Below are 13,476 nucleotides of genomic sequence, written 5' to 3'. Positions count from 1 at the left end.
TCCTCCATTCAAAAACCCAAAAGGGCATAAAAATCCCAGTGATAAATACTTTTATCACTGGGATTTTTATGCATAACCATAGGTATACAAAGCATACAGATATTCTCTGGATACTTTAGAATCACATGATAAAGGTATTCTTAAACTGGGTACAAAAAACTAAGCCCTCCTAAAAAAGGACATCTAATTATTTGTTCCCGCTATCAAATTGACAGTTTATTTAAGAATACCTTGCCGCATATTTATTAACTCCTTTTAAATAGTCACTTAAATAATAGCACGTAAGAGCATATTTGTAAAGGAATCTCCAATTTTTTATCAAAAAGAGTACATGATTACAAAGTATCTGTAATCATGTACCAATATTTGTTATTTTACAATCTTCCAATTACTCCCGTTCTTTTCAAGTACCAAATCAAATTGAGATACCTGCGTTGCTTTGGTCTGCTGGTCGATATACTCCACTGTCAGCGATACCGTGACTTGATTATCCTTACGATTGTGAATAGGATTTACCAGTTCTTGAAAGATGTACTCTTTTCCGATTGGTTTTAATATCCCGTCATTCACATAGTAGGAAAGTTCACTGGCTGTCGCTGTAGGATAGAGCTTGAAGAACGTCGTTAAAAACTCATTGATTTCATTGGTTGTAATGGAATCAACCGTCCCCTCACTTTCAATGGCTTTTGGTTTATAACTTGATTTCTTAGGTATGTTGGTAATGGTCGGATTCTTAACCAGTACCATATTTCCAGAACCATCTACATAGACACTCACTATATAAGCAGAGTGGACGGTCTTTGTATTTTCTCCCTCTGTAATGAGCTGGTCTACACTGTAGGTTACATTAAACTCATTGTCGCCAGTTGGCTCTACCGTCCATATCTGAAATCCTCTTACAGAAGACGATACAGGAATATCTTTGCGTACTGTATCAACATTGAGAGCTTGAAGTTCATCTGTCAGATAGCCTTTTAGACTTTCCATTCGATTATCAATGGACTTATCGGATTGCTCCCATGAATAGTAGACTTTCGCAAAGTTCTCTACAAAATTTTCTACATGATGAGTATCAACGTATTCCTTTTCTATGATAGTTGTTTCGTGAATAGTATGAGTATCTATAGCTGTAAAGTGCTTGAATATCGCAAAGCTGAAACTAAGCCCTAAAAGTACCCACAAGGCAATCACAACCTTTTTATGAGGATTGACCTTATAGACACGAGGTTTCTTTTCCTTTGGTATCTGTTTTTCTTTATTCTGATTTTTTCTAAATTTCATCATTAAATCTTCCTTTCTCATTGTTTGATTCGTCCTGCTTCCACTAAATGCTGTTGCCAGTAGGGGCTTGTTAAGTCGGCATAACCGATTGGGTCGCCTGCATAAAACATACGGTTATTGCCAAGGTATATCCCAACATGAGTAATATAAGAGCCAGCGTTATAGGTAGAATGAAAGAAAACCAAATCGCCAGCTTGTGCTTCCGATAGTGGGATATGCTGGGTCACATCATATTGCTGTTGTGCGGTTCGTGGTAAGTTAATTCCAGCTTTTCCATACGTCCATTGTGTCAGTCCGCTACAATCAAAAGAAGTAGTCGGGGAAGCTCCACCGTAAACGTATCGCCAGCCCTCATATTTCAGTGCTTCGTCCATGATGGCTTGTACCGTATCATCATCAAACTCTGTTGTGACAAGATACTGCGTTACCAGTTGCACATAAAACATATTGCCATAGTTGTATCGCCAGCCCCCATTGATAGGTATGGCTATGGGATTGGGGTAAGACACTTTTTCGCCACCTGAATACTCTTTTGAGAAACTTTGAGCCAGTTCAAAGGTATATTTATTTCCACGATTAGCCACATACCCTAAGAAACCACCACCATAATTGTAGGACTGGATAACCGATTCTAAATCTACACTGAGCCTTTCGCTACTGGCTAATAATTCACTGAAATACTTCACACCTTGCTTAATGGATTCTTCTGTACTCAATGAATTAGGTGGAAGACCGAGGGATTCCGAGGACTGCATAACATCTTCCGCAGTACCGCCCGATTCCACCTGTATAATCGCAAGAAGTATGTTGACATATTCTTCAACGCCATATTCTTTGGCATATTTTTCTACCATAGGCTTATGAGCCAGCACTTCTGCGGAAACATTCACACCTCCATAATGAATATTGGAAATTCCGCTGTCCTGTTCATCTGAAAATAAAATGGCAACAAACAGAAGCAGTGAGAAGACCATCAAGAATAATCCAGAACCACCAATCACTAAAGTTTTCAACTTCATGGTTTCTTACCGACTTTCTTAATGGTGGCGGTTTTGATTGGTGGTCTACTTCTTGTATTTTGTAGTGGTACTCTTTGAACAGTAGACGGACGTTCTTTTGTGATTGGACGTTGTGAAGTTCTATCTGCTGTAGTGGTTGAAGTTGCTGGCTTTTGAACGGTTTTTTCTTGAACGGTATTGCCTTGGCGTTCCACTTTTGGACTTGAAAAATCGGACTTAACTGCTGGACGCTCTTGTTTGGCTTGTTGAGATTCCTTATATGAAGTCTGAATATTAGACTGTTTTGAGGTCTGTTCATCATGATATTGTTCTTGTCTTGTAGTCGGTCTTTCATGAACAGAAGAAGCAGGCTGTTTTTTCTGTTTGACCTGTTCCATTTCAGAGCGACGCTTCGCAATGGTTTTTCGACTTTGTTCCTGCTGTTCCTTGCGTCCACTGGCTCTGTCCGCTTTGGTTTGAGAAATACTACTGGTTAAATCACGGACATTCTCTTTTACTTTGGATTTTCCTTGATATACTGCATATCTTGCATTGGTCGGCAAATCTTTAACCTGTTCTTTCAAACCACTAGCAGTGTCTACCATTCTGTCTTTGGTATCAGCTACTGTACCGATGGTTTGACCGATACGTTTTCCAAGTGTTGATTTTTCCTTTCCGTCTGGTCGGGAGTGATCTGCTTGTGTCCTTGCAGAACTCCCCGAACCCGACTGTCCTTTTTTACCTGTAACAATGGCAGACCCAGCCCCTAGAGTAGTCATGGAACGTCCAAGTTTCCGCTGTAGACGGTGCATGTGAGCGTGTATAAGCATACGAGGTTTTCTCATCACACGACTTCCCACACTTTGAGAATCGTTACTCTGTAGAGAAAACATACTCATTAAATCGCCCAGCTTGAAGTAGATTCCTGCAAAGGTCACAATCTGTAGAAAAGCAATCAAAAAGAACGGATAACCAGCCGATAAGGTATAGAGCATGGTTGAAATACTAAATGCTGTCGTAATAATCAATGTGATTCCAGCTCGTGTCAAAATGGTATTAAAGAGCTTTGTTATGGCTCGTTTTGACATACCATCAAATGATGGAATCATGCTTAAAATAAAGCTCACAGGCAGAAACATAGCATAGATGATAAAAAGTACCTGCGAGAAAATCATGATTCCTGTTAATAGGAATACAAATATGGAAATCCCAATATTGAAGACAAATAGGAAGAAGACTGTACCTAAACGGTTAATGGTCTTTGTAATGGTTAGATTGGTATTGCTTCTGTCTTCAATTTCTTCCGCAACAATTTTTTCTCTGTCTTCGCCATTGTTGGAATCTGGGCTGGTGGAGAGCAGGCTTTCCACACGGTCAATACCGATACTTTCAATGTCTGAACTGTTGTATTGAAGCAGTAGCCACGGTTGCTGAACCTGTATGGAAAACAGGCTATCTCTGATTAAGTCCACGCTGTCCTTGCCTTGACTATCGGAATGGGGCATGACAATCTTCGTGCCAAGTGATAAACTGGCATTACTGATGTCTGATGAAAAGTCATTGATTTTTTTAATGTAGTCGGGAGCGTAGGCAATAAAGGAAGCCGATAGGATAAACACCAGCACAAAATTCATAATGGCATGAATTGCCTTTGTGGTTTCTCTCTTTATCAGTCCCGTATAGGCAACATAAACCCCAAGAACCAAAATCAAGAGTAAGAGGAATCCAACATAGAAACCCTCTGTTGAAAATCCGTTTGCACTCACACCAGCTAAGGTCTGCATATTCTTACCAATGGAATCTGCTGTAGCGGAAATGAAGTCTAAGGAATAGGCTTCCTGTACTAAGTAACCTGTCGCATTGGAAACATACAAACTGATTGTCCAAATAAAATTGGTAATGGCATATAGTCCATACATGACCTGTTTTCCAATCCCGTCCGACCAGTTCCACGGAAGCCAGCCCCAGCTATTATCCACATAAAAATCCAGTTGATAGTTTTCAAGTGGGTATCGGCTGTATTCATTTGCCACATTGACCGTATCATCTACCAAGCCCGCAGCTTGAACCACCGTTCCCAGCATGGCTAAAAGAAAAATGGCAATCACAAGTGTGAAAGCCACTGTCATTGCCACTTTACCTAGACGTTTCAGCGTCCAGTTTGATTTTATTCTGTTTACTATTGATGGTTTCACATTTACACCTCTTTTCGCACAGGTGGTCTGGTATCAAAGGCATGGAGCAGTTCTTCAAATACAGGGTGGAACTGTATCACACCGACACGACCATATAAATCACTGATAAGGCATTGCCCGTTTTCCAAATCACGCAATCGCTTCTGATTGTTTTCGTCCTCTGGGTCTACACCAAAAAAGGCTAAGGTCTTTTTAATCTCGTTAAGGTCAGTGGAACGAAATGCAAATTTTAAGCCGAGGTTATTTTTCAGTTTTTCATCTAAGAGGTCGTCTGTATTTTGGGTCACGAAATATACCCCAGCGTTCATAGCACGACCAGCCCGAACCAGCTTCATAGATAGTGTTTTTCCTTGTGCTACCTGTAAAAAGCTCCATGCTTCGTCTAAATCTACAATCTTGAAAATGCTTCGGTCTGTATGGATAAAGTCTAAAGCAAAGGTACTAATGACAATCAGCATAGCAACGGATAAAAGCTCCATAGTGGTATATTCCTCAAAGGAAGTTTCCTTGTCGGGAAGTACCAAGTCCGCAACCTGTATAATGTTCAGTTGTTTTTCTAAGCTGATAGACTGCTCCACATAACCATTACTGAATAATAAATGTGCAAAGTCATAGTCTGTAAAACTTTCGATATGGTCGGCTATACTGGTACTTAGTGGCGTATTCTCAACCCGTAATTCCTCAATCACTTTCATCAACCCTCGTACTTCACTATTGGTTACTGCACGAATGGCTTTTCTAAGGATTGGGAAGCGTTCCCCATCACGAGAGGAAATCCCCGTAAGGAATGTCAGAATATCAATAGCCAGTGATTCAGAATCTTTGGGATTTTTCATAATCACATAAGGGTCAAGTAAGCCTTTGTTTTTCTCATCAGAAGTCAGAGTGACGATATTGATTTCATGGGAAATCTCTGGCAAGGTTTCTTTCCATCTGCCACGTTCTGCTTTTGGGTCTACAATCACTGCTTGTGCCCCATAAAGCACCGCATAATAGACGATAAGGTTATTCGCAAAGGATTTACCACCACCCAGCGAACCAACAAAAGCCGACGCTAACGCATTGGTTACTGAACCCTTAACCCCTTGACTGGCAAGAGCAGGTTTCAGATAGACATTGCGTCCAGTATCTAAGCTGTAGCCAACATAAATCCCCTCATTTTCCCCCAGCATTTGAGTAGCACCAAAACCTAAACCAGCGAGGAAATCAGAGGTCACGTATTGAATATAATCATTCATATAACGCTTGCTGGCAGGTAAAAATTCTTCATGTAAGCCGAGCATATCCCCAAATGGTCGTACCAGTTTTACGCTTAAATCGTCATAAAAATCTTTCACTTCATTACAACGACGTTTGAGTTCGTCAAGATCATTTGCTGATACCCTTACCACATAAGACAGCTTGTACATAGATTCCTTGCTTTGGTCTAAATTGGTTTCCAGCTCATTCACACTTTCCAGAGCTTCCGCCACATTGGAGCTGGTTTCATTATCACTTTGCCAAGCGTGGTTATCCAAGTCTTTCAGTTCTTTCTTTTTATTGCGGACAGTAGATAGGGCTTTACGATTCGCTACAATTTCCACATTCATTGACGTATCAATCGGGAATGTAAATTGCTGTTGCTGGTAGTAGAAGATTTCAGAGGACGGGAAGTCCAGTTCTCCGACAATGCTGTTAATGGTAAAGTAAGCTACATAGACGGTTTCATCTTCCTGCTGGATTTTCAAATATCGCTGTTTTTCTTCCACCAAACAGCGAGTAGGCTTAATCAAGTCATAGTATTTAATCAGCGTTTCATTATCCAGCTTTTTCTTTGATAGATGGTACTCATACTCTTCATAGGCAGTGCCTGTCTGTCCGTAAAGGTGTTCAATCAGATAGCCGAAGTCGTCCTTATCTAACCTGCGGATTTTGAAACGACGAGAGATTTTATTTTCTAAGAGCTTTTCCATCTTCTGAAAACGCAGGATTTCATCATTACTCATACTAACAAAATCGCCCATCAGCTTATGGTTCACATCATAGACAAAATCAGACAAAGCATTTTTTGCTTCAACGGTAAGACTTTTCATAGAAAACTCCTGATCGTTGAGAAGCAACTTAAAGCCGATAAAGAAACGGTAGTTCACTTGATTTTCGCCAATCATGGATATTAAAGCGTCTGTCTGTTGGTCGATTTTGTCATAGGCAACCGCTTTGAGCTTGCCAGTGACTTCATTTTTGGAACGCTCTTGTGCAGAACGTATGCTGGATTCTGTACTGATTTGTAAAGCATGAATTTTGCCATCACGATTTTGTGCGATAAGCTGTCTGAAAGAATCATGCACTTGTATTTTCTGTTCTGGACTTAGAAATGAGTAATTGTAAGGAACAAGCTCATAGTAAGCATAACATTCCCCGTCTTTATTCCAGACGAGATTGTTTTCAATGTATTTAATTGGATATGCCATAAAATTCACTCCTAACTGCTGTAATGGCTTCTTGTGGCTGGTTTCTGCCAAGCGTTACTTTTTTTCCTGCATAGGTCAGCTTTGGTCGCAGTGCATAAGCAATGACAGACTTCAAAAATCCATAAGGCTTTTTACCATCAAAAGTTTTTGTAGACATAAACCATGTGAAAGCCACAGGAATCCCAAAGTATTTGAGAAATGCTCCCTCTATCATGGAAAGAGGGGGCAAGTTGCCAAGTATCATCACTGCAAAGAGTGACACGACAAACCATGTCATTTGCGTAAAGGTTATGGGAAACGGAAGTCTAAAATCATTGATAGAATACAGTACCTTTTCCACAGACCAGATACTGGTATAGCTTCGTATTTTCTTCATGTAATCAATCCTTTCATAAAAAATAGGGGTAGCTGATTGAGCCACCCCGTAAAATAGAAAATCTGCCAGTAGTAATGTACCGACAGATTTAATAGACGATTTCAAAAATCCCATGATTGGTTGAGATAAACGTTCCTGAAAGGTCTAAATCCCGACCATAGGCTTGATAATCAATATAGTTTTGAAGACTAGCTGGTACTTCGCCTAAAGCACCCGTTTCTTCAATGTAGTAGCGTGCCACGTCATACATATCATCACAATCGGAATGAATGATAATATCCTCTTGATGTTCGCTTAGTTCTTCAATGCTTGAAAAATGAGTGAGCAGAGCAGATAGCTCCGATTGTAATTCTTCGGGTAATTCCGATACCATTTCCCATAGTCGATTGAGTTCGCCAATGGAAGTGTATTCGTCAACCGTAAAGGGTAACTCGTAGTCATGAATGGCGTATTCCTCATATTCATCATTCAAGCCGATTTTCTCTTTGACTTCCTCAAAGTCAATGGGAAAGGTAAACCACGCACCGACCAATTCGCCCTCATTGTATTTGCCTAAATTCGCAATATAGACTTGCATATCGTCCATATATTCACGTCCTTTCTTTGTAGAGATTCAAAAATCCCTACCGCACTTCGTTTGGTGTACCATTCCTTTGCGGAACATAAGAAAACCACTTATATTCCACAAAAGAACGGTTTTATTTAAGCACCAATAATGCGATTGAATAGCTCTAGTAAAATGTCTTTTACTCCAGCAGCGTTGAAGACTAAGCCAACCGCAATAATCGCAATAATTAAAAAGCCAATCAGTTTGCTAAACTCACGCTTGAAGCCAAGATACAAGCCAATCACAACGATTGCTAAAAGCACCAGTGATTGAGCGTTTGATAGAAACCAGTTATAAAGGTTTTGTCCAAAATTCATAAAAATGTTCTCCTCTCTATATTCAATGAATTTGTATTTGAGTTATTTTTTTGTTGTTATCACGTCCTGTTCTTTTACTGACTGTTGCTTCAAAATCTGCTTGTGTCGGTCTGTCAGTTTCGCATGGTCGAGAATGTCTTTTACAACCTGCGTCTGGTTGATTTCATCAAGTTTAATCGCAACCTTTAAGGTCGGGGCAACTTGATGAGATAGCCAGTTCAGCGTCCTTTGGAAGGAGTAAGGCTCTGGTTTTGTGGTTAGTTTTAATCGTTCACGATTGTTCCCAATAAACCAAGCCCATTCTTCATTCAGTTTCCAATCAGAACGAGGTTTGGAATCGTCTTTATCTACAAAACGGATATACCGATTGATAATTTTAAAGGCGGTATGCTCTGGATTGTCATAGACGAGTAAATCACGGACTGCATAATAGGCACGCTCATTTTTCAATCGAATCTCAAAACGGTTTTTTACTTCTGCGTCTTCAATGGGAATATCATTTTTCTTGTACTGCTCGTAGTCCTTTTCATAGATACAGAAATAAACTTCACTTTGTAATGAACCGATATAGAGGGTGTTTCCCATACATTCCTTTTCCTCTTTGCGTACCAGTTCGCCACTGCGATAGCTTTTAAAACTGCGGAAGACGGAGATACATTCTTCCTGTTGGCACTTTTCAGTGAGTACAGGGATATTTAAAATCCCTGTCTTATCGTTAATGGCAAGGTCAAGGCGTTTCATCACACCGCCAGCCACCAAAACGTCCATAAAGAACTCATACCAGCTTCTTTGTTGTGCCAGAAGATAGCTTTCAAATTGTCTGCACCCACGACCTTTCAATTCCACCAGAACTCCTTTGTCCAGTTCATGGGAGCAAAGGACGAATATGTCGCCTAAAGCATAATGCTCTGAATAAGAATAGAAACCATAGTCCTCATGAAGAAAATAGGACAGTTTCAGTTGTAAGATGTTTTCGACCACCTGCTGTACGTCTGTTGTCGGAAAGCGAATTCTTACATAATCAAACAGCATTTCAAGGGGAGCGTCGGGATTGAAGCGTTCCAGAGCTTCCCAAAGGGACTGCTGTAAATCCTCTGATGGCTTGACTTTTCCTGTTTCAATATCGCTTAGATACTGCCTTGTAATACCAGTCGCAACAGCTAAACGGTTTTGAGATAGTCCATAAGCCAAGCGTTTTTCTTTTAAATGCTGTAACCAAGTTTGTTCATTCAGTAAAAATCCCTCCAATCAAAAAGGCGTATGTCAACTTTTAAAGCCCATTTGACATACGCTGAAATTTTGTAAATCCCTTGTAACCAAAGGATTTTCTAATGTTTTTTTGACTGTTTCCTGTCGATTTGTACCCCCCTGTTAGATACGGGGGGTTAAGTGCTGGCGTGGCTATTGCCACACCAGCCAGCAAGATCAGTCCACACCTGCGACTTCCGCTTCGCACGTCGCCTGCGTGGACTGTCTGCTGTTGGATAACTTTTTAATTTCCTCCAAGAAATCATATCCTTTTGGTACAAGGGGAGTATAAAACTCTGATATGACACTTGTTCCTACATCAACATAGCCACGACCTTTGATTCGCTTTAAGAAGAAATCCTTTTGTACGTCACTGCCAAACATCATGCCATAGCCCATTTCAGACATACGACCTAAAGCCACTCTGAAATTAAACTGATCACGGATTCCGTCGCCTAAATATTTTGCGTCTGGACGTTGACAAGCCAGTATTAGAAAGAAGCCAGCTTGACGACCTAACATGACAATCTGTTTCAGCTTATTCATAACTGCGGTGTTTTCTTTTGTTCCCAGCATTTCCATGAAAGCGACGTATTCATCAAAGATTAAGAAGTGTGCCGGGAGACCTAAGTAAGCATAATTTTTGCCAGTCTTATAGTTCTTCATCTGCTTCATTTCCTCACTACGTTTCATCATTTCTTCATAGAATGTTTCAATGCAAGAAAGCAAGTCTTCTTTTCTATAGTAGACATTTGCCATCACAGAACCTAAGTCCGCAAGATCAGCATTTTTCGGGTCAAGAATATACAGTTTTGAATCTGTATGAAGCAAGGCTTCAATCAGTGTCAGTATAAAGTAAGTTTTACCGCCACCTGTACCACCAGCAATCAACATATGAGGGAGCTTATCATATTCCCACCATACGTTTTTCATTAAGCGAAGTTTACCATCTTTAGCTTCTACTTCATCAATAGAAATACGACTGGCTATGGTGTCATAGAGCAAAGTATATTCCACATAGGAATCCTTTAACTCTTTATCCGTCAGCTCACAGTACAAGCCACTCTCTAATTTCTTTTCCAAGTGTAAGAGTTGGTCTTGATATTTTCCCAGCGTGATTTCCACCCGTATCTGTATCAAGCCATTTTTAAGTCGATAATACATTTTAGGGAAGTAGGTTATCTTTTCCTTTGTACGACCAGCACTATCTTTAAAGAAACCCTCTGTTTTGACCTGTTCAGATTCATACCACTTGTTTTCAAGTATCATCTTTGCCAGTTTTTGACGGTGGTAAAGTTGTTTAACCGTATCATAGCGAACCCGTTTGAATACAAACGCTACCAGCAAGCAGATAAGAATTGCGACACTGAAACTGATAATTAAATAGGGAATGTCAATCTTATCTGCTTGTGATAGGTTAAAATCCTGCCAGTTGATCTGCTGGATTGTCTTCACATGAAACAGTCCGACAACCAGCAGGAAAACAGGCAGGAGTGACGCTATCGTAAAATGAAAGACTAAATCTTTACCAGATGGGCGAATCCTTTTACCACGCTGTTTCATGCGAAAAAGTCTCCTTTCTACCTAGCGACTATTTGTCTTGTGTCGGTTCTTTCTTTGCTTGTGGTTGAGCTTTGAATGAACTAGAATCCTTTGTCAGCACAATATCGTCTGCCTTGATATACCAGTCAACATCTGCTCCTTGATAGGTGGCAGTAGCAACGGTGTCCGCAATGGGATTGATAAGTTCCACCCGTGCGTTATAATCAAACTCTTTCAAAGGCACGCTGGCAGGAATACTTACTTGAATCATGCGTCCTTGTCCTTTGGATTTTAAGTCATAGGTACGTTCCTTGATTTCATCTGAAACCGACCCGTCTTCATTTTGGATTCTCACTTCACGACGTAGAGCAGAGAATTTCAATTCTCCAAAAGTCGTGTCTTTATCTAATACAATGCCATTTGCTAATCTCATCATTTTTCCTCTCTTTCTTTATTCTTTTATCATGTCGTCAGCATGTAAAAGGTAATTTGTAAAACCACGAGTGCCGATTTTGTAGCCCTCTGCGGTAATACGTGGATTGACTAACTTCACACGTTCCTCAAAGCCGAAATGTTTTTCGCCAGCTTCAGCAGGAAGCACCACCACAATATCATCTGCTCTTTGAACATCAGAATAGAGATTATAGCTTCTTGATAAGACAGTTAGCCGTCCGTTGATTCTTCGCTGAACGACTTTATCCTCGCCAGCAAATTCTAAATTGCCGAATGTTTTTTCCATGTTGGGAATCACAAATTTAAGTTCCATATTTTTACCTATCCTTTCTTTTTTATTGGCTGAATGAATGTTTGATGGTCTTAAAGAGTGGGGAACGACCTTTTGATTCTTGATTTTTTGTTTTCATAAGTTCACTTCCTTTCAAAATCGGGTAAAAAAATAGACACCTCATTTTTTGAAGTGTCTACCTATTAAATATTCAAATTTTATTGGAAGTATCTTTATATCTTCACTTTTCAAGGATAAATCGTCGTATCAAAGCTCATTCATAAGTAGTAAATTAGTAGTAAATTGAGTGGTTTTGACCTTGATAAAGTGTGATAAGTCCAGTTTTTATGCGGATAACTAGATTTTTATGCTATTTTTGTCATTAAAAAAGATGAAAAACTTTCCACTGTGAGAAAAAGTGCTTGAACCACTGTGGTTCAAGCACTCGGGAGTTTTGAAACCTTAGGTTCAAAACTAAGTCATGGAACTTCGTAGAAGTTCGCTGACGTCCGTACTCACCTAAGGGAAGTTTTTCAAAAGACTTTGTCTTCAATCTGAAACAGCCAAAAGGCTGTTTTTAGCTTATGCAAGAGTTCCATCAAGCGTCTCACCGATAACGGCCAAACGCTCAGCAACCTCTTCTTGTGACAAGTTGTGTTCTTCTACATAGCGATTGCGTGGATGAACACGGCACTCATGGGAGCAGCCACGGAGGTACTTGTCTTCGTTCTCTTCTGAAGTCAAGATGCGACGGTTACAGAAAGGATTTCCACAGTTGACATAGCGTTCACATGGTGTTCCATCAAACCAGTCTTTTCCAACAACGCTTGGATCGACATGGTTGACATCGACTGCAATCCGCTCATCAAAGACGTACATTTTACCATCCCATAGTTCTCCTCGAACTTCTGGGTCTTTTCCGTAGGTTGCAATTCCGCCGTGCAATTGACCGACATCTTTGTAGCCTTCACGCACCATCCAACCTGAGAATTTCTCACAGCGGACTCCACCAGTACAGTAGACGACAACGCGTTTGTCCATGAATTTTTCCTTATTATCACGGACCCATTGTGGCAATTCACGGAAGTTGCGGATGTCTGGACGAATAGCCCCACGGAAGTGTCCAAGGTCATACTCATAGTCGTTACGAGTATCAAGGACAACTGTATCCTCGTCTAGAAGAGCTTCTTTAAATTCTTTTGGAGACAAGTAAGCACCTGTCGTTTCAAGGGGATTGATGTCGTTATCGAAGTTATCATCCTCTAATCCAAGGTGGACAATCTCTTTCTTATAACGTACAAACATCTTCTTGAAAGCTTGCTCTTCTTCCTCATCAATCTTGAACCAGAGGTCTTCCATACCAGGAAGGCTGTGAACATAGTCCATGTATTTTTGCGTTGTTTCGTAATCACCAGAAACGGTTCCGTTGATTCCTTCATCAGCAACTAGGATACGTCCTTTGAGGCCAATTGATTTACAAAAAGCCAAGTGATCAGCCGCAAATTGTTCTGCGTTTTCGATGGGAACATATTTATAGTAAAGTAAAACACGAATAGGTTTTGCCATAAGATTCTCTTTTCTAAGATTAAATTATCAGAATTTTTCATTCAACTATACCAGTATACTCTCCCGAGAAAACGAATGCAATTTATTTGACTGAAAAATAAAAGCCTGGGGTTCCAGACTTTAGAATGTAGACAAACTATTTTAAAGTAAAATAAGTTAAGCGATTCTGCAA

The 13,476-nt window shown here is 40.2% G+C and carries 12 protein-coding genes and 1 pseudogene; all 13 read right to left on the bottom strand.

Annotation, left to right across the window (positions count from 1 at the left end; translation table 11 throughout):
* Positions 1 to 8: 8 nt before the first annotated feature.
* Positions 9 to 56, bottom strand: a pseudogene (locus tag AC3E8G_RS07245) (hypothetical protein); the annotation flags it as partial.
* A 313-nt stretch (positions 57 to 369) separates the two neighbouring features.
* Positions 370 to 1,302: a conjugal transfer protein gene (locus AC3E8G_RS07240; protein WP_001224319.1), complete on the bottom strand. Its 933-nt coding sequence runs from the start codon at positions 1,300 to 1,302 to the stop codon at positions 370 to 372.
* Complete coding sequence (locus AC3E8G_RS07235; RefSeq protein WP_490677361.1) at positions 1,299 to 2,300, bottom strand: bifunctional lytic transglycosylase/C40 family peptidase; 1,002 nt, start codon at positions 2,298 to 2,300, stop codon at positions 1,299 to 1,301. The genes AC3E8G_RS07240 and AC3E8G_RS07235 overlap by 4 nt, the downstream gene beginning before the upstream one ends.
* A complete protein-coding gene (locus tag AC3E8G_RS07230; protein WP_490677359.1) occupies positions 2,297 to 4,474 on the bottom strand; it encodes a CD3337/EF1877 family mobilome membrane protein in 2,178 nt (725 codons plus the stop codon). Before AC3E8G_RS07230 ends, AC3E8G_RS07235 begins: the two co-directional genes overlap by 4 nt.
* 2 nt (positions 4,475 to 4,476) lie before the next feature.
* A complete protein-coding gene (gene tcpF, locus AC3E8G_RS07225; RefSeq protein WP_000331160.1) occupies positions 4,477 to 6,924 on the bottom strand; it encodes a conjugal transfer ATPase TcpF in 2,448 nt (815 codons plus the stop codon).
* On the bottom strand, positions 6,908 to 7,300 hold the full coding sequence (locus AC3E8G_RS07220) for a conjugal transfer protein (RefSeq protein WP_000723888.1): 393 nt from the start codon (positions 7,298 to 7,300) through the stop codon (positions 6,908 to 6,910). Before AC3E8G_RS07220 ends, tcpF begins: the two co-directional genes overlap by 17 nt.
* An 88-nt stretch (positions 7,301 to 7,388) precedes the next feature.
* Positions 7,389 to 7,886 (bottom strand): antirestriction protein ArdA, encoded by a 498-nt coding sequence (locus tag AC3E8G_RS07215; RefSeq protein WP_000342539.1) that lies wholly within the window; start codon positions 7,884 to 7,886, stop codon positions 7,389 to 7,391.
* A 116-nt stretch (positions 7,887 to 8,002) separates the two neighbouring features.
* Positions 8,003 to 8,224, bottom strand: coding sequence for a hypothetical protein (locus tag AC3E8G_RS07210; RefSeq protein WP_001009056.1), 222 nt, complete (start codon positions 8,222 to 8,224; stop codon positions 8,003 to 8,005).
* 42 nt (positions 8,225 to 8,266) lie between these two features.
* A complete protein-coding gene (gene mobT, locus AC3E8G_RS07205) occupies positions 8,267 to 9,472 on the bottom strand; it encodes a MobT family relaxase (RefSeq protein WP_000398284.1) in 1,206 nt (401 codons plus the stop codon).
* A 177-nt stretch (positions 9,473 to 9,649) separates the two neighbouring features.
* Complete coding sequence (locus tag AC3E8G_RS07200; RefSeq protein ID WP_000813488.1) at positions 9,650 to 11,035, bottom strand: FtsK/SpoIIIE domain-containing protein; 1,386 nt, start codon at positions 11,033 to 11,035, stop codon at positions 9,650 to 9,652.
* Between the two features lie 28 nt (positions 11,036 to 11,063).
* Positions 11,064 to 11,450 carry a YdcP family protein gene (locus tag AC3E8G_RS07195; protein ID WP_000985015.1) on the bottom strand — a complete coding sequence of 129 codons (387 nt, stop codon included), beginning with the start codon at positions 11,448 to 11,450 and terminating at the stop codon, positions 11,064 to 11,066.
* A gap of 15 nt (positions 11,451 to 11,465) precedes the next feature.
* A complete protein-coding gene (locus tag AC3E8G_RS07190) occupies positions 11,466 to 11,780 on the bottom strand; it encodes a YdcP family protein (protein WP_000420682.1) in 315 nt (104 codons plus the stop codon).
* A 540-nt stretch (positions 11,781 to 12,320) separates the two neighbouring features.
* Positions 12,321 to 13,304 (bottom strand): oxygen-dependent tRNA uridine(34) hydroxylase TrhO, encoded by a 984-nt coding sequence (gene trhO / locus AC3E8G_RS07185; protein ID WP_490677357.1) that lies wholly within the window; start codon positions 13,302 to 13,304, stop codon positions 12,321 to 12,323.
* Positions 13,305 to 13,476 lie beyond the last annotated feature (172 nt).

This window comes from Streptococcus sp. SCPM-O-B-15294 (M123) (assembly GCF_058200455.1).
The sequence above is the reverse complement of the archived record's forward strand: the minus strand, read 5'-3'. Positions and strand labels throughout refer to the sequence as shown.

What these genes read in the sequence shown, in the direction of transcription:
- AC3E8G_RS07190 (WP_000420682.1), bottom strand. Translation starts at nt 11,780, where the DNA reads ATGGAACTTAAATTTGTGATTCCCAACATGGAAAAAACATTCGGCAAT.
- tcpF (WP_000331160.1), bottom strand. Translation starts at nt 6,924, where the DNA reads ATGGCATATCCAATTAAATACATTGAAAACAATCTCGTCTGGAATAAA.
- AC3E8G_RS07215 (WP_000342539.1), bottom strand. Translation starts at nt 7,886, where the DNA reads ATGGACGATATGCAAGTCTATATTGCGAATTTAGGCAAATACAATGAG.
- AC3E8G_RS07220 (WP_000723888.1), bottom strand. Translation starts at nt 7,300, where the DNA reads ATGAAGAAAATACGAAGCTATACCAGTATCTGGTCTGTGGAAAAGGTA.
- AC3E8G_RS07200 (WP_000813488.1), bottom strand. Translation starts at nt 11,035, where the DNA reads ATGAAACAGCGTGGTAAAAGGATTCGCCCATCTGGTAAAGATTTAGTC.
- AC3E8G_RS07210 (WP_001009056.1), bottom strand. Translation starts at nt 8,224, where the DNA reads ATGAATTTTGGACAAAACCTTTATAACTGGTTTCTATCAAACGCTCAA.
- trhO (WP_490677357.1), bottom strand. Translation starts at nt 13,304, where the DNA reads ATGGCAAAACCTATTCGTGTTTTACTTTACTATAAATATGTTCCCATC.
- AC3E8G_RS07235 (WP_490677361.1), bottom strand. Translation starts at nt 2,300, where the DNA reads ATGAAGTTGAAAACTTTAGTGATTGGTGGTTCTGGATTATTCTTGATG.
- AC3E8G_RS07195 (WP_000985015.1), bottom strand. Translation starts at nt 11,450, where the DNA reads ATGATGAGATTAGCAAATGGCATTGTATTAGATAAAGACACGACTTTT.
- AC3E8G_RS07240 (WP_001224319.1), bottom strand. Translation starts at nt 1,302, where the DNA reads ATGAGAAAGGAAGATTTAATGATGAAATTTAGAAAAAATCAGAATAAA.